The following is a 21643-nucleotide window of genomic DNA, read 5'->3' as shown; positions in this document are numbered from 1 at the left end:
GGTTCACTCGGACTCAGGACCGCCAGACTCCTAGCGGTGGATATTGCCTGCCTGATTTTGTGGGTGAGTCGGAGCCGCCGGCAGTCGCTCCGTCCTGCGCTTTGCACGCTTCTCGGAGTTCGATTTCCCCGCTTGCTCGAGCAACGCTGCAAGTTTGGCGATTCCGACCTTGACCGATAGATTCTTCTCATAGAAGGATCGACCCCGCCGCCCCATGTCGAGCAGAACGTCTTGCTCCATCGATGAGAAACGGAGAGCCGCTTGTGCAATCGACTCCGCATTCTCCGGTTCCGCACAGATTCCGGCGTCTGCCTGCTTGACCAGGTCGGCCGCGTCTCCGTGCACCGCCATCAGAACGGGCTTGCCGCTGAAAAGGTATGCCTGGGTCTTGGAGGGAACCGTGATGGAAAAGAGGGGGTCATCGCGCAGGTGCACCAGAAGCACGTCTGCTGCCTGCAGGACCTCGCCGACCTTGGTGATCGGCATTCGCGGAAGGAACATCACGGCATTGCCGAGCCCCATTGCATCGGCACGGTCCTGCAGCAGCGACGCCTGTACGCCACCACCGACAAAGACGAACTGAATTCGCGGATCAATGGCGTGCGCGTTGCCAGCGGCGAGAAGTACGGTGTCCAGAGCTTGAGCCGGGCCCATGTTGCCGGCAAACACAATATTGAATCGTGTGGCCATGCCAGGCGGTACCGCACCCTCGGATGGCCTGATTGCCAGCGCCGCCTCGTCGCACCAGTTGTAGATCATGTGCAGCTTTTCACGTGGCACGCCGCGATCGAGCAGGCGCCGTTCGAATCCGGGCGATTGCGCAATGATGGCCGCGGCTCGCCGATAAACGAACTGGCATGCCCTGGCGACAAGCGCAAGCGCATTCGGGTTTGAGATCATGCCGGTCGACTTGAGTGTGTCTGGCCACAGGTCTTGAATATCATAGACAAACGGCATTCTGTGCACCAGTCCGATGACAGCGGCGGCCATCCCGACCGTGAGCGGGGGGTGGTAAACGTACGCCACATCGAACTTCTTTCGATTGAGCGCGCCATAGACTGCCGCAGCCGCCGCGAAACTGACATAGTTGAATATGCGTCCGATGGCGGAGCTGCTATGGCTTGGGTACAGCGGAACACGGGTCACGCGAATACCCTCGATGATGTCTGTCCGGAGCAATTTCAGTCGGTACCCGGGGTACAGCACACCGCCTGGATAATTCGGAAATCCTGTGAGTACTTCCACGTCATACCCCAATGCCTTCAGCTCGCGGGCGAGCAGCATCCCCTTCAGCATGGGCTCCGGTTCAAACCATTGGGTGATCAGCAATATGCGCACGTTGTTCGCCTCGTTTATTGCTTCCACACAGTTCGCATGACGTAGTCCGTGTAGCTGAGAATGATCCTGACGACCTTGTCGGAAACATTGTCGGCACCGTAGTCCTGCACCGCGTGCAGCAATCTTTCTCTTCCTCTGGGCTGGCCTTCAAGCAGGGCGAGGCCCTGCAGCATGCGATCCGCTCGCAGGCCGATCATCATGACAGCGGCTTCCTCCATGCCTTCGGGGCGCTCGTGGGCTTCGCGAATATTCAGTGCGCGGAAATTGAGGATGGAGGACTCTTCCGTAATGGTCCCGCTATCGGACAACACCGCGCGAGCGTCCAACTGCAGTCGGACGTAATCCGTAAAGCCAAGCGGTTTAAGCAGCTGGACGCGCGGATGGAACGCAATGCCAAGGGCGTCTATCCGCTTCCTCGTCCGCGGGTGGGTCGAGACAATGACAGGCAGATCATAGGTCTCGGCCAGTGTATTGAGCATCGCGACCAGTCGCGTGAACATGTCTTCATCGTCGACATTCTCTTCCCGATGCGCGCTGACAACGAAGAACTTGTCGCGAGTCAGGCCGAGCCGCGCCAGCACTTCGGAGCGATCGATTCCCGAACGGTAGAACTCCAGGACCTCGCGCATAGGACTGCCTGTCTTGATCACCAGGTCCGGCGGCAGACCTTCGCGCAGCAAGTACTCGCGCGCGATGGCGCTGTATGTCAGGTTCACGTCTGCCGTGTGATCCACGATCCGCCGGTTGATCTCCTCGGGCACGCGCTGGTCGAAGCAACGATTGCCTGCCTCCATATGGAAAACCGGGATCTTTCGGCGCTTGGCGGGGAGCGCCGCCATGCAACTGTTGGTATCCCCGAGGATCAGCAATGCGTCCGGCCTGATCTTCTGGAGTACCAGATCCGTCTGAATAATGACGTTCCCGATCGTTGCGCTACCCGAACCGCCGGCTGCGTTCAGGAATACATCAGGTTGTCGAATGCCCAGATCACGGAAGAATATCTGGTTGAGCTCGTAATCGTAGTTCTGACCGGTATGGACCAGAACGTGCTCCGCAAACTCATCGAGCTTTGCGATCACGCGCGACAGGCGGATGATCTCCGGGCGCGTACCAACCACGGTCATCACCTTGAGTCTCGTCATGTCAGACCTTATGGCTAACGGTGTCCGGGCGGGAGCGGTCGAATGGTTCGTTGGCCCACAGCATGACGACCAAGTCGTCGGAGCCCACGTTCGTGACGTCGTGTGCCCAGCCTGGCACGGTTTCCACAATGACAGGGCGTTCGCCGCAGGTACGCACTTCGTGCACTTCATCCGAGGCAATGTGTCGGAAGGCGAAGCGAGCTTCTCCCTTCAGCACGAGGAACTTCTCGGTTTTCGAGTGGTGATAGTGCCCTCCGCGCGTGATGCCGGGCTTTGCTGTGAAAAAAGAAAACTGTCCGCAGTCAGGGGTCTTCAGCACTTCGGCGAACATACCCCGAGGATCGCTGTAGGCTGGAATTTCATAGGTGAATCGATCGGGAGGCAAGTAGCTTACATAGGTGGCATACATGGCACGGGTCAGTCCGACGCCGACGCGCGCCATGGCCAATGTGTCGCGGCTGTCGCGGAACGCGCGGATAAGCTCCGCGAGTTCCCCTACGCTGACCGTGTACTGCGGTGTCACTTCAGGGGCTTGCGGACCCTGACCCCGGTTATCCATTACCTGCAGGAAAGTCCGAACGACGTCGTCAACATAGACAAGCGTCAGCGCGTGGCGCGGGTCCGCGATATGGATGGCCAGGTCACGGGCGACGTTATGGCAAAACGTGGCAACTACCGAGTTGTAGTTCGGTCGGCTCCATTTTCCGAAGACATTGGGAAGCCGCATGATGGTGACGCGCGCTCTGCACTGTTTCCCGTATGTCCGAAGCACTTCCTCGGCAGTGGACTTGCTCTGACCGTATGGGTTAACCAGCGCAGCCTGCGTGGACGAGGTGTACAGGACGGGGATCGCCTTGCCGGTCCCGCGCAGGATCTCGCAAAGCTCTCGTGTCAGCTCGACGTTCCCGCGCCAGAAATCGGCTTCATCGGTTGGGCGGTTGACGCCTGCAAGATGGAAAACAAAGTCAAGTCCGGCGGCCTGATCGGATAGGTCGGCAGCGGTCGATTCCCGGGTGAACGGTATGACCTCAATATCGAGCCGCTCCCGCAGTGCGACGACGAGGTTCTTTCCAATGAAGCCACCGGCTCCGGTGACAAGAACTTTCATGCCGCCTCCACAAGCTTCGGGGCGTTGGGCAGGCAACGGCGAATGCTGTTCATCTCCAGGAGCAAGCTGCACATGCCTTCGATATCCAACTGCTCCGTGTTGTGGGAGTTGTAGTCTTCGCTATGGGAAATGCGCCGCTCGCCCTGCTCGACATACTTCTCGTAGTTCAGATTGCGCATATCCGGTGGCACGCGGAAGTAGCGCCCCTGGTCTTCCGAGCAGGCCATTTCCTCGCGGCTGAGCAGCGTTTCGAACAGCTTCTCGCCGTGACGCGTGCCGATGACGTGAATCGGGTGCGTAGGCATGTCGAACAGGCGCAGTATGGCTTTCGAGAGCGTGCCGATCGTCGCTGCCGGGGCCTTCTGCACGAAGATGTCTCCGTTCGAACCATGTTCGAAGGCGTGCAGCACGAGGTCTACCGCGCCCTCGAGCGTCATCATGAATCGCGTCATGGCCGTGTCGGTAACGGTCAGGGGCTTGCCGCTCGTCAACTGATCAACAAATAACGGAATGACGGAGCCGCGAGATCCCATGACGTTACCGTAGCGCGTACCGCAAACCACGATGCGCCCGGCGTCCAGGTTCCTGGACGTGGCTACCATCACCTTCTCCATCATCGCTTTGGAGATACCCATTGCGTTGATCGGATATACGGCCTTGTCGGTGCTCAGGCAGACCACACGCTTTGCACCGCCGTCGATTGCGGCATGAATGACATTTTCGGTGCCCAGGACGTTTGTCTTGACCGCCTCCAGGGGATAGAACTCGCAGGAAGGCACTTGCTTCAGGGCTGCCGCATGAAACACGAAGTCGACGCCCTGCATCGCGCCCGCGATGCTTCGAAAATCGCGAACGTCACCGAGGTAGAACTTGAGCTTCGGGTCCTGGTACTTCTTGCGGAGATCATCCTGCTTCTTCTCGTCTCGGCTGAAGATCCGGATTTCCCGAATGTTGGAATCGAGAAAGCGCTGGAGCACAGCGTTTCCGAACGATCCAGTGCCGCCTGTAATCAATAAGACTCCGTCAGAGAACATATCTCCCCCCAGTTATCCTTCGTCCGCAGCCAACCGGGTCAGTCTGGAGCGGTCGCGGGCAAGTCAAGAAAAGCGCCTTTCTTTGCTTTCCGTCGCCAGTCAACGGTGCAGCACGGACGTGCCGGCGAGGGTCTAAACCACCTCTAGACTAAGTATCGTGCGTGGGATTGCGATTGCAATGCGTCAGAGTGGGTGAGCGAACGCATGGATCGGGAGTCGTAGCCAGGTCGCATTCATGAGGACGTGCCGCATGCCGCCGCCGAACGGGCTGAGCCCATGAAATCCGCTTCATCGGTCGTGGGTTGTGCGTTTGAACCGGAGGTCTGCCCATCAGGTTGCCTCGCCCGGGCTGGACAGCGTTCGGTGATTGAGGTCCGCCGCACTATCCGGGGCAAGCAGCCGGCCGGGTACGATGCGCAATGAGGATTGAGGCACCTGGCCCGCGTCCTGCCGTGCGGGCACGACCTGGCGAAGCGGGGAATCCAGCGAGCTGTATGGAGCGTACTCGGGAACCAGGCTCTGCAAGGCGATCTGGATCTCGAGCTGATCGCGGGCATCGCATGCGGCAAACAGCTTGTCGAGCTTTGTCCGTAGCTCGGCTTCCTCAATGAAAGGCTCGTTCGAACACAGGATGCGTTCGTGCTCGCTCGGCGTGACCTCACCTCCGATCAGGAGTTCTTCAAAGAGCTTCTCGCCAGGGCGCAGGCCAACCACCCTAATTTCGATGTCGCCTGCCGGGTTCTTGCGAGTCTTCTCGACCAGTCCGGACATTTCGATCATCGTGCGCGCGAGGTCCATGATGCGGACCGGCTTGCCCATATCAAGGACGAAAACCTCTCCTCCCTTTGCCATGGCGCCTGCCTGGATAACCAGCTGGGCAGCTTCGGGAATCAGCATGAAGAAGCGAATGACGTCGGGGTGCGTGATAGTAATGGGTCCACCTTCGCGAATCTGCCTGCGAAAGAGTGGTACTACCGATCCGGACGAGCCCAGTACATTGCCGAAGCGCACCATGGAGAACACCGTGCGCGTATTGACTCGAGCGGCTGCGCCCTGGAATGCCAGTTCGGCGATGCGCTTGGTCGCGCCCATCACGTTAGTGGGCCGTACCGCCTTGTCGGTGGAAACCAGCACGCAGGTCTGGACGCCGAAGTGGTCGGCGAGGTTGGCGACAGTGCAGGACCCGAGCACATTGTTGCGGATGCCTTCAGACATGTTGGCCTCCACAAGCGGTACATGCTTGTAGGCCGCCGCGTGGTAGATGGTATCGACCTGTTGTCCACGCAGCGCGGCCGATACCGCTGTGGCGTCGCAAACCGAGCCGATGCGCGCCGTGACCTGGAGATCGGGATAGCGCTGGCGCAGTTCCTGTTCGATGGCATACAGGGCGTACTCCGAATGATCGAACAGGATGAGTCGCTGGGGACCCTGTGTGGCGATCTGCCGGCACAATTCCTTGCCGATGGAGCCGCCGGCCCCCGTCACCATCACGGTCTTTCGCTGGGTGCATTTCGCAAACAGGTCTTCCCGGGGCGGTACAGCGTCGCGTCCCAGCAGGTCCTCAATGCTGATATCACGGATGGACTGCACGGTGATCTTCCGGTCAACGAGCTCGAGCAAGGACGGCACGGTTCGCACGCTGACAGAATAGCGATGCAAACTGTCGACCAGTTGCCTGCGACGCTCGGTGGTCAACGATGGCACGGCCAATACGACCTCGTTGATGGCGTGCTCGGAGATCCGGCGGCGCATCTGGCTACTGTGGTGGACGGGAAGATCGGCAAAGATGCTTCTGCTAAGCGTCATGTCATCGTCGAAGAAGCAGACGGCCTTGTGGCTCAAGCTCGCGCGCATGGCAATGGCGAGCTGAAAGCCGGCTTCTCCAGCACCGAAGATGCCAACGCGCAAGGCGGTGGCCTCCTTCTGGGTCCTCTGCTTCTGTTGGGTGCGAGTTAGCAGCGCGCGCGCGACAAAGCGCGAGATCACGACATATGCAAACGCGATGAACCAGTAGATCAGCAGACCGGTGCGAGGCAGTCTGTCGAGATGCACGAGAAATGACAGCGCGTAGGTAAGACCCACCAGGCAGGCCAGGCTCGTGCCGGTGGTCCACAAGACCCTCAGGTCGAAGTATCTGACGACGGTGCGGTACAGCCCGCTCAGCGAGAACACGGGAATCGTGCACGCGGCAATGATCAGTGGCGGCGTAATGCCGTACTGGACAAGCAGTTCGAAATTGCCGGCGCGAAGGAATAGTGCCAAGGCGAAGCACATCGGCAATGCAACCAGATCCGCCGATAGCATGAGCGCGACTTTGCGTCGTCTCGGAAGGGCGATCAGCCAGCGCGAAATCAGGTTGGTCATATGCGGGCACCTCCTGGCGCCATCGTGGGCCGAGGCATCGCCATATCCAGAACTGAATCCTGACAACACGGTGTGGTGAACAGGAGAAGTTGCGCACAGTTCAGCATTGTCTTAAGGCTTCTTCTGTTGGAAGGTACCTGGGCCGGCAGTCTGTGCTTCTCGCCATCGGCTCCCGCTTTGCCTTTCATCCCGTCAGCGCGACCAGGTACTTGGACGCACATCCCGATGGAAGCATTATTGCTGTCGCGGATTCCCGTGCAATACGCCAACGTGCGCTCGCGTACCAACGGTGCACGGCGCGCAAAGCCCGCCGTACAGGCTTGGTCATGCTCCGGATCGGCCGTGTGATCTAAGCCATATGGCGACCTTCACTTGATGTCACAAGTTTGATTAGATGAATGCGAGAGAAAGCTGCTTGACGGACGTCTTGCGTCCCGAGTTCAAAGGCTACGACCATGGGTCGGTGGCCGTCGCCTGCTTTTCCGTTGCCGATCTTGCTTCGCTACTGTCTTCAACTCTTGATGGCTGAGGTGGCCTCCCGATGCTAGATACCCCGTTCTCGCCATGGCCCAGCTTTACTCCCGAAGAGCAAGCCGCAGTGCAGAAGGTTCTCCTGTCCAATCGGGTGAACTACTGGACCGGAACGCAATGCCGCGAGTTCGAGAGCGAGTTTGCGCGTTGGTGTGGCGTACCCTACGCGGTGGCCCTCGCCAACGGAACGTTGGCGCTGGACGTTGCGCTTCGGGCGTTGGGTATCGGTCCAGGCGATGAAGTCATCGTCACACCGCGCACATTCATGGCCAGCGTTTCCTGCGTGGTCAATGCCGGCGCGATTCCAGTTTTTGCGGATGTCTGTGTCGACAGCGGCAACATCACGGCCGAGACCATCGAGGCCGTGTTGACCCCGCGCACCCGTGCCATCATCTGTGTTCACCTGGCTGGCTATCCCTGCGAGATGGATCCGATCATGGCGCTTGCCGACGCCCATGGCGTCAAGGTGATCGAGGATTGTGCCCAGGCGCACGGTGCGCGCTATCGCGGTCGTTCCGTCGGAACCATCGGGGCGGTTGGCGCATGGTCGTTTTGCCAGGACAAGATCATGACGACGGGGGGAGAGGGGGGCATGGTGACCACCAGCAACGCCGAATTATGGTCGGCCATGTGGTCGTACAAGGATCACGGCAAGAGTTGGGACGCCGTCTACAGGCGAGAGCATCCTCCGGGGTTCCGCTGGCTTCACGAATCCTTTGGCACGAACTGGCGCATGCTGGAGATGCAGGCCGCGATCGGCCGTGTTCAGCTCGCATCGATGCCTGACTGGACGCGACGGCGCAGCCGGCACGCAAACTTGCTTGCTGAAGCGCTTCAAGACATTGACGCGATACGGATTCCGCTGCCACCGGCGCATAGCGAGCACGCCTGGTACAAGTTCTATGCTTTTGTCCGGCCGGAAGCCCTGCGAGGCGACTGGAGCCGCGATCGCATCATGTCAGAGATACTGGCCAGGGGCGTGCCGTGCTACGCCGGCACATGCTCGGAGGTATATCTGGAAAAGGCCTTCGACAATACGGGCTGGCGGCCAGCGCGTCGGTTACCTGTCGCCAAACAGCTAGGCGAGACCAGTCTGATGCTGCTGGTCCATCCAACGCTGACCGACGCCGAGGTCGCGAAGACGGCGGAGGTCGTGCGGGAGGTTGTGGCTTGCGCCACACGGCTGGTCGAGGTGGTCGGTTCGTAACAGGGAGCCGCGGAGGGGGGAGAACAAGATGATTCGAGTCAAGTTCCTGGGCACCTCTGCTTCAGAATGGACGGCTGTGCTCCGGCGATGTTCGCACGATTGCTACCATCTGCCTGGCTGGATGCGGGCCGCCGAGTTCGGCGATGGTGGCAAGGCACGCGCAATCTACGCGACCGACGGAGAGCGCGAGCTGCTCGTGCCGATCATCCGCAGGACAGTCGATGCCGGCTGCTGGGACGCGGTATCGCCATACGGCTATGGCGGCCCAGTCGTCACTGATGACGTTTCCCGCGACTTCATCGATGCAGCCTTGCCGGCCATCGTCGACCGCCTGCATGAGACGGGTTGCGTTTCCTGGTTCATGCGATTGCATTCCTTGCTGAATGCGGACTGGTGGAGCTCTGTCGGGGAGATCGTCGAGGAAGGTAGGACCGTGTCCGTAGACCTGACGAAGTGCGGGGAAGAGCACTGGCGCGAGACCCGCCGCGGTCATCGGCAAAATATCGTCAAGGCGACCGAGGCGGGCGTTACGGTCCGGATCGATCGAAATTTCGATGCGCTTCCGACGTTCGTTCGCCTTTATGGTGAAACGATGTGCCGCCTGGGCGCTGCAGCCAGCTATCGCTTCGACGAACGCTACTACGAGGTTCTGGTGGAAGAGGTAGGCGCTAACCTGAGATTGTTCGTGGCGGAAGAGGCCGGGGAGATTATCGGCGCCACATTGTTCTCGGTGGCGTGGGACGCGGGAATCATGCAGGCTCATCTTTTCGGGATGGATCAGCGATACATTCTTCGGCAGCCCTGCAAGATCATTACGCATGCTGCGCGCAACTGGGGGCGGGAGCGACGTCTCAAGCGCCTTCACCTTGGCGGCGGGGTTGGCGGCTCTTCCTTGGATTCCTTGTTCCACTACAAGAAGGGGTTCTCTCCAGACACGCATGCCTTCCGGACACATCGAGTCATCGTCCATCCGGAAAAATATCTGGCGCTGTGCGGCGGAGACAGCTCAGTGCTGTCCGACATGACGCACTACTTCCCCGCCTACCGGCGAGAAGCGGCAACGGCCGATGCCAGCGTCGGCAGCGAAGCCTTAGCGCACGGTTGAAGTCGTTGTCCGGCAAGCCAGGAGTGGGCTACGCCGCCTTGCCTTCCCGGGTGAGGCCGGAACCGGCTTGGGCGCCTTCGCGCAACAGCCCGCGGAATTGCTTGAGGGTACGCCAGGCAGTGCCAGCGCCTTGCAGGCCCTGGGTCCGCACATGCCTGCAGAGTATGTCGCCCGATGCGAGAAGGACGAATGCCAGTGCCGTCACGGAACGGTGGCGAAGACGCTGATAGCCACGATACGTCGCATAGACCCGCGAGGCATCGTTGAGCTCGGCTTCTCCAGTGGCAGCCGTCGTGGCGAGGCTCCGATTCACCGCACTCGGCACCAGCTCAATGCGATGCCCCCGTGCATGGACAGCGTGATCGACAAGCTCCACGGTGTCATAGCCGCAAGTGAGCTGTTCATTGAAGCGTCCTTGCTCGAACAGTTCGCGCGGGAACACCGCGCTATGCAGCAACACTGACCGTGGCCGTTCACCGCATCGGTACTCGGGCGACGGATAGCCGAGGAACGAAGCCTTGCAGGGCCTGCAGCAGCGCCCGTCCCGCATCTCCATGCCTGTCAGGATCAGCGGCGCAACTGCGTTTTCCACCTGGGCCCGGTGGATATGGTCATCCGCGATCCGCTCTGCCATCTGCTGCAGGAAGGTCTCGCCCAGAAGCGTCATGTCGTCGATGAACAGCACGTGCGAGCCGGTCGCGACGCGCACGAGCCGGTTGCGGTTTGCCGCAGGCGTGCGCCTTGGCCCTTCGAGATACGGGATCGCGGGATACTCCTCGCGCATCATCTGCCGCGTGTCGTAGTTGCTGCTGTCGTCAGACACCAGGATCTCGTGCGGCGGCATGGTCGATGCCAGGACCGAGCGCAAGGTCTGGCGCAGGCCGTCGGGATTGTCGCGCGTGCAGATGCACACGGAAAACGTGGGCAGGAAAGTGCTGGCAGGCATGGCTGACCCCTTCAATCCCCGGCTTGGCCCGGGGCAGCGCCGGCCCGCTTGTCTCGCGGGTCTCGGCGTCGGTGCTGGCGTTCAGAGCGTCGGGCTTGCGGCCTCGTAGACGGCCGCTTCGCTGTGGCGCGCGATCACGGGGCGCATGCTGCTGTCCCGCGTCACGCGCTCGTCGCCGCTCACCCATTCGAGCGTGGCGCCACGCTGCAAGGCGGCGTAGACCGCTTCGCCCTTGTTGCGCACCTTGAGGCGCTGGTAGAGCGTGCAGGCATGGCTCTTCACCGTGGCCACGGAGATGTTCAGCATGCGGCTGACGGTCTTGATCGGATAGCCGCGCGCCAGCAGCACCAGCACCTCGTACTGGCGCGGCGTGATCTTGAGCATCTCGGCTTCGTCGTAGCTCGGCTCGGCCTCGGCCAGCGGTTCTTCGACCGGGCGCGCGCTGCCCGACAACGGCAGGCCGGGCTTGAGTCCCGTGAGGTCGCGCACGGCAACGCTGCTGCGCATGCCGCTGCGCGGCGCGCTGGCGCACGTGGCCAGGGAAAGCTGTTCGGGCAACGCCGTGGCCGGCAGCGGTGTGGCGGACGCCAGCGATTGCGCGACCGGCAGGGCCGGGCGCGATGCCGATGGCAAGGTGCCGGTCTCGGCGCTGAACAGCAGGCCTTGCACCGCGGAAACCGCGAGCCGGATGGCGGCCTCGATGACCGCCAGCGATGCCGATTTGGGCAGGCATCCGCAGACACCGCGCGCGCTTTCGGCGTCGGGCATGTGCAGCGGCAACTGATCGGCGAGGATCAGGATGCGCTGGGGCGAAAGGAGTTCGCGAGCGACTTGCAGTTGCGCCCATCCGCTGCGGATGTCGGTGGGCATGCCGAAGACCAGCAGGTCTGCGTTGTGCGGGACATTGTCGTGTCGTCCGAGCTCGTCAGGCGCGAGCGCCGCAACGTGACCGGAATCCTGGATGTTCTCGAGCATCTGCAGCAGCCCGAGACGGAGCAAGGGATGCTCCTCGATCAGCAAGGCGTTCATTTGTTTCACTCCCCGTTACTCGGGAGGGAATGCGGGCGCTTTGCGTGTGGGGAGACATGACACGGCAGGCGGGCGCGCGCTGCGGTCCGCTCACTGCCTTGACCCCCGTGCTTCCATGTCCGGCCTGTTCCCTTTTCTGCTCTGAACTTGTCGGCGGCTGGAAGATGACCCGAACCCAAACCCGAAAATTACTCACTCCTAAATCGGCTTAAAACCATCTTATGGGGTGGTGGTATGGATTGCAAGCGGCGCTAATGGGCGGGGGGTGAAGTGGGAATGAAGCGGGCTTCATAATACCTGCCGAAAATCCCTCCAAAAGGTGGGGGCATGTTGTGGAGGCGCCATGCCGGCGCGCGCGCGCAACCGTATCAGATCTGAGACATCGCTTTGCCGGATGGTTACAGGCCTGCAACGGATTTGATTATTCGAAGGCCTCCCGTGCCTGATATATAACCCCTTCGGGTGGATAAAAGAAAATCAAGGAATATTTAGTGACGCAATTATGAAACGGCTCGAATTACCCGTGTTAACCCATAGCCGCGTCGTTTGGTGCCCATGCCTGCGCACGCGATCTAGTGCTTCTGGATGAGAGGGGACTGCCACCTCGGGATGAGGCCGGAGCAGCGTGCGTCGCAGCCGCTCCGTGGCCTTGCCACCAACCTGTCGTGCCGGGTCGGGGGGCCAGGCCGGCGCCGCACGGCGCGCCCTCGACGCATCCTCAACGCGACCAGTAGCCGGGGCGCATGACCCAGCCGTGCGGGCCTTGCACCCAGCGGTCCGGCACGTAGCGTTGGCCGGGTCGTTGCGCCTGCCAGTAGCCGCCGCGCCAGTCGTAGTGTCCGCCGCGGGACACCCAGTGGCCGGGCACCCAGGCCTGGCCGGGGCGTGCCGGAGGGCGGGCTTCGTAGCGCGGCGCGGGCGGCGGATGGCCATAGGCGCGGAAGCCGTCATGGGCTTGCGCGGGGCTGAGCAGGCCGAAGGTGCCTCCGGCGGCGAGGACGGCTGCGGCGAGAAGGATCTGGCGTTTCATTTTGGTTCTCCTGGTGTCGGGTGGTCGGACCGGGCGGCAGGGATCAGTAGCGGTCGTGGTAGTAGTGGTAGCGGGGCGGCGGGCCGCCGCGCGGCGGTACCACGATGCAGGCGGAAAGCAGGGCTGCGGTGGTGGACAGCAGCACGGCCAGGCAGAGGGCGCGTTTCATGTGGGGCTCCGGATCGTTCGCGTTGAACACGGCTTCAATGTAGCGACGCGGCCCCGCGCTGCGTGCTTGCACTTGTAAGTCTGTCTCACATGACGCATGCGTGGCGCGGCGGCCAGGGCTGCTCGGTGGTATCGCCTGCAAAGCCTTGTGGCACAAGGCTCCGGAGGAAGCCTGCAGGATCCGCCCGCGTGCTTGCGGGAACCGGGCAAGGGGTAATGTGGCGTTACATCGGAAATAAATCTTGCAAAGGATTCGGCGTGCGCGGCCTCGTGGCGTGGCCGGCGTGCTATCGTGGCGGCAGTGCAGCCTTACGCAGAATCGGGTACGCCCGCGCGTTTGCGCTGCCATCCGGCACCGGGCCCGATCCGGCCGATGTCAGCGCGGTCATCGAGCGGGCGATGGCGCGCCGAGCGGAAAGCTGAGGCGCGCGATCGGATTTGGGGCCGGCTACGCCGGTTGGGGAGCGGCGCCGGCCATGGACCGGGCGTAGCGCGCCGGGTCCAGGCGCATGGTGAGTGCCGCCACGAACGCCACGCAGCCAAGGTGGTACCACCACCCGGTCACGAAATCGCCGGTGTGCGAATGCAGGGCCGCGGTGATCCACGGCGCCAGCGAGGCCAGCAGGAAGCCGCCGCCCTGCATCAGCGCGCTCAGCGCGCCCGCGCCGTCGGGGTCGGGCAGGTGGTCAAGGGCGACCACCAGGTACAGGGCGAAGCAACCGCCCAATCCCGCTCCGCCGATGGCAGCCCAGGCGTAGGGCGACCATTCGGGCCACAGCGCCAGGCCGGCAAACCCCACGGCCTGCATGGCCAGGGCCGCGGCCATCCACAAGCGGCGGTCCTGCCGGCTGGCGGCGAGCGTCGGCAGCAGTAGCGCGGCGGCGGCCTGGGCCACCGCCATCACGGCCACCAGGCTGCCGCTGCGCGCCACGCTCCAGCCATGCTGCTGGTAGAACGGCGCCAGCCACGCCACGAGCGAGGCATAGCCTCCGTTCATCGCGCCGAAGCAGGCCATCAGCATCCATGTGCGGCGGCGGCGCAGCAGCTGGCTGGCCGGCCGGTGCGCGGCACGGGCCGCGGATGCGGCTGCCCCTGGGGCCGGCAGGGCGCGCCAGGCCAGGACAAATGCCGCCGCGGTGGGCAGCGCCCACCAGGCCAGGCCTTGCTGCCAAGCGCCGGACAGATCCGAGATCAGCGGGGCCAGCTGCGCGCCCAGCGCGCCGCCGCCCATCAGCGCGGCCGAATACAAACCCATGACCGGGGCCACGCGCCGCGGGAATTCCTGCTTGATGATGCCCGGGAAGGCCGCCTGCACCACGGCCACGCCAAGCCCGCACAGGGCCGCCGTGGCCACCAGGATCGCGCCATCGGTCGCCAGCGCGCGCAGCGCCGATCCTAGGCACAGCGTGGCCAGCGCGGCCAGCACCGCGCGGCGTGCGCCAAGCCGCTGGCGGATGGCCGGGGCGGCAAACGCCCCGGCACCCATCAGCAGCATGGGCAGCAGCGTCAGCCACGCCATGCCTTCGTAGTCCAGCCCGGTGCCGGCGCGAATGGTGGTGGCCAGAGGCCCGACGGCGGTCAGGAACGGCCGCAGGTTCAGGCCGATCGCCACGACCGTGGCCAGGATCAGCCAGCGCGGCGGTGCGCGGTGCGAGACGTCGAACGACATGTCTTCACGCGCGCGGCGCACGCGAGCCGTAAAGCTGCACGGCGGCGATGTCCACCGGCACCCGCTGCAACGGCAGCGGCGGCGGCACCAGGGGCAGGCGCAGCGCCTGGTAGGCGGCGTCGCTGGACAGGCCGTAGGGCGCGGCGTCGTTGTTGTCGAAGGCGTAGTAGACCGCCTGCACGCCGGCCATGGTCATCGCGGCCAGGCACATCGGACACGGATGGCCGCTGGCATAGACCACGCTGCCGCGCAGGTCTGGGCGGCCGAGCTTGCGGGCGGCGGCGCGCAGCGCTTCCATTTCGGCATGCGTGGTCGGGTCGTGGCTGTGGACGATGTCGTTGACGCCGGTCGCCACGACTTCGCCGTCGATCGCCAGCAGCGCGCCGAACGGGCGGCCGCCGCGGTTCCGGTTGATCAGCGCGAGGTCGACGGCCTCGCGCATGAGTTGTTCGTGGGTTGCCATAGCGTAGCGAAAGTAAGCGCACGCTGACCGCAGAGTTCCGTCAAGGCGGCCCGCGGGGAGGGCGCGAATGGAGGAGAGCCGCCAATCTACGCCGTGGCTTGGCAATTGGGAAATTAAATGATGAAATCCCCGGCAGTGGAAAATCCAATACCTGACTGCCGTGCATGACGCCCGCCTCGATCCCGCGCTGTTGCAGAGCTTTGTCGCCGTGGCCGAGAGCGGAAGCTTCACGCGCGCGGCGCAGCGCGTTCACCTGACCCAGTCGACCGTCAGCCAGCAGGTGCGCAGGCTGGAGGAGCAGCTGGGCTGCCAGCTGCTGGACCGGGGTGGCCGCTATGTCACGACCACGCCCGAAGGCGAGCGCCTGCTGGGCTACGCGCGACGCCTGCAGCAATTGATGGCCGAAGCCGTGGAGCAGGTGCGACAGACGTCAGGCCAGGGCGAGATCCGGCTGGGGGTGCCGGAGGATTTCGCGGCGCAGCCGCTGACGGCGATGCTGGCGGGGTTTGCGGATACCTGGCCGGGGATCCGGCTGGAGGTCACCAGCGGTCTCAGCCACGATCTCTGGCAGGGCTTCCAGGACGGCGAACTGGACCTGGCACTGGTCAAGCAGCGCGTGGGCCATGCCGCCGGCATGGCTTGCTGGCCGGAGCCGCTGGCGTGGATCGACAGCTGCACGCGACCAGCCGTGGCGCGCGACCCGGTGCCGCTGGTGGCATTCCCGAGCGGCGGCCTCTACCGGGGCGAGATGACGCACGCGCTCGACGCCAGCGGGCGGCGCTGGCGCATCGGCTTCGTCAGCGCCAGCCTGGCCAGCATCAGCGCTGCCGTGGCCGACGGGTTGGGCATCAGCCTGCTGCCGCGCCGGCTCGCAGCGGCGCCGCATCGGCTGCTCGACGATCAGCCGTGGCTAGGCGCCGTGCCGGCCATCGAACTGACGCTGCACGCCCAGCCGGAGCCCTCCGCCGCCGCGCGCGACATGATGGAGCGGCTGGTCGCGCTGTGCGACCAGGCCATGGGCGCGAGCGCGGCGCCGCTCAGCTGAAGAATTCGCGGAAGTACCCGGCGCAGGTGCCGGTCTGGCGGAAGGTGTAAGGCAGTTCGACCATGGCGGCGGCGTCGAGCGAACCGAACGGGATGTCCGGCTCGTTGTCCGGGCGGGCGATGTCTTGCTCCTTGCTGTCAGGGTGCGGCGAAGTCATGTCAGGCTCACTGGTGGCGATGAGTTTGGCGGGTTGCCGCCTGACCCACATCCTAGCGGGCTTGCCCCCGGCGATCAGCCTGCCGCAGTGCAACACACTGTTTCCGTGTTGCGTCCAATGCGCGGCACGCATGGCAGCGGGGCGCGACGCCGGGGACAGACTATAGTGACTTAGGGGGTGCGGTCCTGCCCCATGTGTCGAATTTGCCGACCACGCCGACACGCCGTCACGCCTATACGCCGACAGCCGGCCACCCTGCAGGAGCGCGCCATGCCATTGCCGCCGTGCTTTGCCGACCGACGTGAGGCCGGCCTGTACCTTGGGCGCCGCCTGGCCGAACTCGGTGTGGGCCAGCCGCGCGACGGCGTGCCCGCGCTGGTGCTGGCGCTGCCGCGCGGCGGCGTGCCGGTGGCGTTCGAGGCCGCGCGCGCCATCGGCGCGCGGCTGGACGTGCTGCTGGTGCGCAAGATCGGCGCGCCGGGCTATCCTGAACTGGCGCTCGGCGCCGTCGTGGAAGGCGATGCCGGACGGGATCCGCATACCGTCGTCAATGACGATCCGTGGGTGCGTCGCACGGTCGAAAGCGGGACCTTCGCTGCCGAACGGGGGCGACAGATCGACGAGATCGTGCGGCGGCAGCAGCGCTACCGTAACGGCGCGCCGCTGCCGCGCCTGGCGGGGCGCACGTTGATCGTGGTCGACGATGGCGTGGCGACCGGCGCGACCATGCGCGCCGCGCTCGAGGGCCTGCGCATGGCGGGCGCCGCGCAAGTGATCGCCGCCGTACCGGTAGGGGCCGCGGAAGGGCTGGCCAGCCTGGAAGCCGCCGCCGACCAGGTGATCTGCCTGAACACGCCGGCCAACTTCGGTTCGGTGGGCGCGTTCTACCTCGACTTCACCCAGACCAGCGACGAAGAAGCCCTGGCGCTGCTGAGAGAGGCAGCCAACTGGCCGCCGCAGGGCCCGGCGCAGGGCCCGACATAGGCGCCGGGCCGGTCGTCAGGCGCGCGCCAGCCTGGCCTGCAGATGCGGGATCAGCCCGCCCGCGCTCAGGATCTCGCGCAGGAATGCCGGTACCGGTTCGCAGGCGACGGTGGTGCCGTCGTCCAGCTGCAGCACCGCGTTCTCCAGGTCGACCCGGGCCGGCGCGCCATCCGCCAGCCGGCTGGTGTCCGGGCAGACCAGCACCGGCAGGCCGAGATTGATGGCATTGCGGTAGAACAGGCCGCCAAACGATGGCGCCACCACGGCTTGCACGCCCAGCTGGCGCAGCGCCTGCGGCGCCTGCTCGCGCGACGAGCCGATGCCGAAGTTGGCGCCCGCTACCACCACGTCACCGGCGCGTACCTGGCCGGGGAACTCCGCACGCAGGCTTTCGAGGCAATGCGAGGCGAGGACCTCCGGCGCGGCCTTCATCCATACCGCCGGGGCCATGGCGTCGGTATCGATGTCGTCGCCAAAGCGCCAGATGCGGCCGGCGCGCGCGGGGAGGGAAGGCTCGGTCATGCGGAAAACGGGTTCAGAGCAGGGTGCGGGGATCGGTGATGCGCCCGGTCACGGCGCTGGCCGCCACCGTCAGCGGCGATGCCAGCCAGACGGCGCTGCCGCCATCGCCCATGCGCCCGGGAAAATTGCGCGCGGTCGAGGCAATGGCGCGGCTGCCGGCGGGAAAGCGCGCGGCGCCATAGCCGGCACAGGCACCGCAGGCATTGGGCAGCAGTTCGGCACCCGCTTCGGCCAGGATGGCGAGGATGCCCTCGCGTTCCGCCTGCTGCTGGTCGCGCACCGAGGCGGGCGCCACTTGCAGGCTGACGCCGGGCGCGACGCGCCGGCCCCGCAGCACCTGCGCCGCCATGCGCAGGTCGTCCAGCTTGGCACCGGTGCAGGCGCCAAGGTAGGCAATCTGCACGGCTTCGCCGGCCGCCTGCTCCACTGGCGCGCTGTTGGCCGGCGAATGGGGCGCGGCCACCTGCGGCACCAGAGCGCCGGCATCGAAGACATGGGTGGCCAGCAGCGGCGCGCCGGCATCGGTGCGCCACCAGGCCAGGTCGATGCCGGCCAGCGTCGACGCCGGCACGCCCGCCGCCGAGAGCCAGTCCAGCGTGGTGGCGTCGGGCGCGACCAGGCCCGTCTGGGCGCCAAGCTCGGCGCTCATATTGGCCAGCGTCATGCGTTCCTGCATGGACAGGGCCGCCACCGCGCTGCCGGCGTACTCGACGGCTTCATAGCGGCCGCCGCCCAGGCCCAGGCGCGCGCACAGGAACAGCATCATGTCCTTGGCGCAGACGCCGGGCGCCAGCGCGCCGTCCCATTGCAGCCGGATGGTCTGCGGCACGCGCAGCCAGATTTCGCCCGTGGCCAGCACGCCGGCCATCTCGGTGGCGCCGACGCCGAACATGTAGGCGCCGAACGCGCCGCCGGTCGGGCTGTGGCTGTCGCCGCCGACGATCAGCCGGCCCGGCAGCACATGGCCGTGCCCGGGCAGCACCACGTGGCAGATGCCCTCGCCGTCGATCAGGTGCGCGCCGCTGCGGCGTGTCCAGTCGCGGGTGAAGTGCAGGATCGCTTCGGCCGAGGGATCTGCGGCGGGCACGAAGTGGTCGGTCACGACCACGTAGCGCGAGGGGTCCCACACGGTGGCGCCCAGCGCTTCCAGCAGCGGCGCGACACGGCGCGGCCCGCTGGAATCATGCGACATCGCCAGGTCGACCCGGCACATCGCCAGCGCACCCGGCTCGACATGTGCCTGCCCCGCGGCGCGCGCCACCAGCTTCTGGGCCAGCGTTGCCGGACGGGCGGGCGCCGAGGCCGCGGCCACGTTCATTCCGAGGTGGCCCCCGAGTACTTCACCACGGCGGCCCAGCGCTTCACGTCCTGCTTCACGAACGCGGCGAAGGATTCCGGCGTGGTGCCGAGCGGCTGCGCACCGTCCGCTTCCAGGCGCTTGCGTACCGCCGGCGCCTCCAGGCCTTGGTGGGCCGCCTGGTAAAGGGCTTGGGTCACGTCTGCCGGCAACCCGGCCGGTCCGAACAGGCCGAACCAGGCGCTGGATTCGAAGCCCTTGACGGTGGCGCCGATCGGGGCGGCGCCCGGGAACTGCGGCAGCGGCGCGGGGCTGGTCACGCCCAGTACCTTGAGCTTGCCCGCGCGCACGTGCGGCAGGACATTGAGCGTGCTCGCGAACATCAGGTCGCACTGCCCGGCAAGCAGGTCCGTGATGGCGGGCGCGGTGCCCTTGTACGGAATGTTCACGATGTATGTGTGGGTCATCATCTTGAACATGTCGCCGGCCAGGTGCACCGACGAACCGACCGAGCCGATGGCGAAGTTCAGCTTGCCGGGCTGCGCACGCGCCAGCCGGATCAGTTCGGGGACGTTGTTGGCGGACAGCTTTGGATTGGCCACCAGCACGCTGGGCACCGTCGCCACCAGCGTGATCGGCGTGAAGTCCTGCAGCGGATCGAACGGCAGCTTCTTGTAGAGCGTTGCGTTGATGGTATGGCTGGTGAAGCTCATCAGCAGCGTGGACCCGTCGGGCGCGCTCTTGGCGACCAGGTCGGCGGCGATGTTGCCGCCCGCGCCGGGGCGGTTCTCGACCACCACCGGCTGGCCCAGCTGCTGCGACATTTCCTGGGCTATGCTGCGCGCCAGCGTGTCCGTGGTGCCGCCGGCCGGGGCCCCGACCAGGATGCGGATGGCCTTGCCGCCGGCGATCTGCGCATCCGCCGCCATCGGGAACGCGCACAGCGCCAGCACGCAGGCGCCTGCGGCGGCACGAAGTCGGGTGGCGAGTGAACGTCTGTGGGTAGACGTGCGCGGACGGAACGACGGCATGACGGCTGCTCCCTGCGAAAAGTGAAAAAGTGATCACGAATGCGCATTATCGCCCGGGACCGCGCTCGCGTGGGGCGGTCCCGATGGCGTGGCAGGGCGTTGAGGCGCCTGCCGTGGCCTGGCGCGCGGTGTCAGTCGCGCAGGCCCGGGCGGGTTTCGTTTTCCACCCAGACGTTGGTGCTGTCCTCACCGGCCGGCGACAGTTCCATGCGGTACTCGTAGCGATCCGGCCGGTACTGGCCCAGCAGGAACTGGACCGGACGGCCATCGGCGTCCTTGACCACGCGGCGGACCGCCAGCAGGGCGCCGCCCACCGGCACCTCGAGCAGCGGGGCGACCACCACGTCGGCCAGCCGCGCCGACAGGACCTGGCTGGCGCGGCCAAGCCGCACGCCGCTGCTTTCGAGCAGGCGCAGCACCGGCTGCTCCTCGAGCGCCTTGCGCGTGAGCGGTCGGCCCAGTTCGGCGGGCAGGTAGACCGTGATATGCGAGAGCGGCCGGTTGCGGTAGTGCCGCACGCGGATGATCTTCACCACCGGATCGCCCGGCGAGAGGTCGAGCGCCTCGGCCACTTCCGGCGTGGCGTGGACCTCGTCGATCGAGATCACCTTCACCGCCGTCTTCTGGCCCATGTCGATGATGTTGTCGAGCAGGCTGGCGCTGCGCTCTTCGGTCGTCGAGACCGGCCTGACCGGATGCGGGTTGACGAAAGTGCCCAGCCCGCGATGCCGGCGCACCAGTCCTTCCTGGACCAGCCGGTCGAACACCCGCCGCATGGTCACGCGCGACGCGTGGAACTGTTTGGCCAGGTCAATTTCGCCCGGCAGCGGTCCCTGGCCGAAGCGGCCTTCGACAATCTGCTGGCGCAGTACCACGTAAATCTGGTGATACAAGGGGACGACGGCTTCGCTCATGGTTTCGCTTGCGGAGACATGACAAGTCTGTAATGCCTCTAATGTACTGTAGATCAGACATAAGTCCTAGATGGACTGTGCAATGAGTGCGTTTCGGCACCGTGGCGGCGGTGAATCTGTTGCAACGGTGCACCTGAGGCCCGAACGCCGCATTCCGGCTGCGTGCGGACGCACGCAATGTCTTGCCCGAGCCGCTGCCACGGGGCTTTGCGGCATGCGATCCCAAGGCGATTTCTGCAGATTGCCACGCCCCCGAACGCCTGCCGGTCTGTGCATCGCCGGGCACCCTGTTTCAGTGCCGATACGCACCCAGGCGCATCGGCCATTCCCGAGTGGGTCGGGTAAGCCACTGAAAACAATAAGCTTCTGTCCCGGGTCGAAAAACCGCCCAGCAGGCACGCGGGAGTCGGTGTCACATCGGTGTGACATGTCGCTTGCGATGCACTGCGGCGAAGGTGGGAGAGGATTGCCAATGGCCCCGGAAAGTTCCCCGCATCGGGTTGGCAAGCCCTTGTCCTGCAAGGGATTGTCCATTCGCGTCTAGAAGCTGGCACCGATT

20 protein-coding genes are annotated in these 21643 nt (G+C 64.9%); 4 read left to right on the top strand and 16 right to left on the bottom strand.

Going from position 1 to position 21643, the window contains the following annotated elements:
* Positions 1-30: 30 nt before the first annotated feature.
* From ACIGJC_RS28015 to ACIGJC_RS27995, 5 genes are all read right to left on the bottom strand, one after another.
* Positions 31-1365 (bottom strand): glycosyltransferase family 4 protein, encoded by a 1335-nt coding sequence (locus tag ACIGJC_RS28015; protein ID WP_483712789.1) that lies wholly within the window; start codon positions 1363-1365, stop codon positions 31-33.
* On the bottom strand, positions 1353-2480 hold the full coding sequence (gene wecB / locus ACIGJC_RS28010) for a non-hydrolyzing UDP-N-acetylglucosamine 2-epimerase (RefSeq protein WP_483712788.1): 1128 nt from the start codon (positions 2478-2480) through the stop codon (positions 1353-1355). Before wecB ends, ACIGJC_RS28015 begins: the two co-directional genes overlap by 13 nt.
* A gap of 1 nt (position 2481) precedes the next feature.
* Positions 2482-3588, bottom strand: a complete 1107-nt coding sequence (gene wbjC, locus ACIGJC_RS28005) for a UDP-2-acetamido-2,6-beta-L-arabino-hexul-4-ose reductase (protein ID WP_483712787.1) — start codon at positions 3586-3588, stop codon at positions 2482-2484.
* A complete protein-coding gene (locus tag ACIGJC_RS28000; protein WP_483712786.1) occupies positions 3585-4622 on the bottom strand; it encodes a polysaccharide biosynthesis protein in 1038 nt (345 codons plus the stop codon). The genes wbjC and ACIGJC_RS28000 overlap by 4 nt, the downstream gene beginning before the upstream one ends.
* Before the next feature lie 330 nt (positions 4623-4952).
* Positions 4953-6986, bottom strand: coding sequence for a polysaccharide biosynthesis protein (locus ACIGJC_RS27995; RefSeq protein ID WP_483712785.1), 2034 nt, complete (start codon positions 6984-6986; stop codon positions 4953-4955).
* Positions 6987-7527: 541 nt separating this feature from the next.
* Here ACIGJC_RS27995 and ACIGJC_RS27990 point away from each other — a divergent pair.
* Positions 7528-8724 (top strand): DegT/DnrJ/EryC1/StrS family aminotransferase, encoded by a 1197-nt coding sequence (locus ACIGJC_RS27990; RefSeq protein WP_483712783.1) that lies wholly within the window; start codon positions 7528-7530, stop codon positions 8722-8724.
* A gap of 28 nt (positions 8725-8752) precedes the next feature.
* Positions 8753-9829: a GNAT family N-acetyltransferase gene (locus tag ACIGJC_RS27985; protein WP_483712782.1), complete on the top strand. Its 1077-nt coding sequence runs from the start codon at positions 8753-8755 to the stop codon at positions 9827-9829.
* Between the two features lie 28 nt (positions 9830-9857).
* Here ACIGJC_RS27985 and ACIGJC_RS27980 read toward each other — a convergent pair whose 3' ends face one another.
* The 6 genes from ACIGJC_RS27980 to ACIGJC_RS27955 all read right to left on the bottom strand — a co-directional run bounded on the left by ACIGJC_RS27980 (position 9858) and on the right by ACIGJC_RS27955 (position 15113).
* Positions 9858-10775 (bottom strand): glycosyltransferase family 2 protein, encoded by a 918-nt coding sequence (locus ACIGJC_RS27980; protein WP_483712780.1) that lies wholly within the window; start codon positions 10773-10775, stop codon positions 9858-9860.
* A gap of 81 nt (positions 10776-10856) precedes the next feature.
* Positions 10857-11804, bottom strand: a complete 948-nt coding sequence (locus tag ACIGJC_RS27975) for a response regulator transcription factor (protein WP_483712779.1) — start codon at positions 11802-11804, stop codon at positions 10857-10859.
* A 718-nt stretch (positions 11805-12522) separates the two neighbouring features.
* Positions 12523-12834 (bottom strand): hypothetical protein, encoded by a 312-nt coding sequence (locus ACIGJC_RS27970; RefSeq protein ID WP_483712778.1) that lies wholly within the window; start codon positions 12832-12834, stop codon positions 12523-12525.
* Between the two features lie 43 nt (positions 12835-12877).
* On the bottom strand, positions 12878-13003 hold the full coding sequence (locus ACIGJC_RS27965; protein ID WP_041680323.1) for a hypothetical protein: 126 nt from the start codon (positions 13001-13003) through the stop codon (positions 12878-12880).
* Positions 13004-13450: 447 nt separating this feature from the next.
* The gene (locus ACIGJC_RS27960) at positions 13451-14671 is read right to left on the bottom strand and encodes a cyanate transporter (RefSeq protein WP_483712777.1); all 1221 of its coding nucleotides are present in this window, start codon (positions 14669-14671) and stop codon (positions 13451-13453) included.
* Between the two features lie 4 nt (positions 14672-14675).
* Positions 14676-15113, bottom strand: coding sequence for a nucleoside deaminase (locus ACIGJC_RS27955; protein ID WP_483712776.1), 438 nt, complete (start codon positions 15111-15113; stop codon positions 14676-14678).
* Positions 15114-15294: 181 nt separating this feature from the next.
* Between ACIGJC_RS27955 and ACIGJC_RS27950 the strand changes: the two genes are divergently transcribed.
* Complete coding sequence (locus ACIGJC_RS27950) at positions 15295-16179, top strand: LysR family transcriptional regulator (RefSeq protein WP_483712775.1); 885 nt, start codon at positions 15295-15297, stop codon at positions 16177-16179.
* Here the strand turns inward: ACIGJC_RS27950 and ACIGJC_RS27945 are convergent.
* Positions 16172-16336, bottom strand: coding sequence for a hypothetical protein (locus ACIGJC_RS27945; RefSeq protein WP_483712774.1), 165 nt, complete (start codon positions 16334-16336; stop codon positions 16172-16174). The two genes, ACIGJC_RS27950 and ACIGJC_RS27945, sit on opposite strands and share 8 nt — an antisense overlap.
* A gap of 270 nt (positions 16337-16606) precedes the next feature.
* Here ACIGJC_RS27945 and ACIGJC_RS27940 point away from each other — a divergent pair, with 270 nt between their 5' ends.
* Positions 16607-17320, top strand: coding sequence for a phosphoribosyltransferase (locus ACIGJC_RS27940; protein ID WP_483712773.1), 714 nt, complete (start codon positions 16607-16609; stop codon positions 17318-17320).
* A gap of 15 nt (positions 17321-17335) precedes the next feature.
* Here the strand turns inward: ACIGJC_RS27940 and ACIGJC_RS27935 are convergent, their stop codons facing one another.
* From ACIGJC_RS27935 to ACIGJC_RS27920, 4 genes are all read right to left on the bottom strand, one after another.
* Positions 17336-17842, bottom strand: coding sequence for a LeuD/DmdB family oxidoreductase small subunit (locus ACIGJC_RS27935; RefSeq protein WP_483712771.1), 507 nt, complete (start codon positions 17840-17842; stop codon positions 17336-17338).
* 13 nt (positions 17843-17855) lie between these two features.
* The gene (locus ACIGJC_RS27930; protein WP_483712769.1) at positions 17856-19160 is read right to left on the bottom strand and encodes a 3-isopropylmalate dehydratase large subunit; all 1305 of its coding nucleotides are present in this window, start codon (positions 19158-19160) and stop codon (positions 17856-17858) included.
* Positions 19157-20170 carry a tripartite tricarboxylate transporter substrate binding protein gene (locus ACIGJC_RS27925; RefSeq protein WP_483712767.1) on the bottom strand — a complete coding sequence of 338 codons (1014 nt, stop codon included), beginning with the start codon at positions 20168-20170 and terminating at the stop codon, positions 19157-19159. The genes ACIGJC_RS27930 and ACIGJC_RS27925 overlap by 4 nt, the downstream gene beginning before the upstream one ends.
* Before the next feature lie 131 nt (positions 20171-20301).
* Positions 20302-21084 carry a GntR family transcriptional regulator gene (locus tag ACIGJC_RS27920; RefSeq protein WP_483712766.1) on the bottom strand — a complete coding sequence of 261 codons (783 nt, stop codon included), beginning with the start codon at positions 21082-21084 and terminating at the stop codon, positions 20302-20304.
* Positions 21085-21643 lie beyond the last annotated feature (559 nt).

The organism is Cupriavidus sp. C3SS-1, from assembly GCF_057073755.1.
The sequence above is the reverse complement of the archived record's forward strand: the minus strand, read 5'-3'. Positions and strand labels throughout refer to the sequence as shown.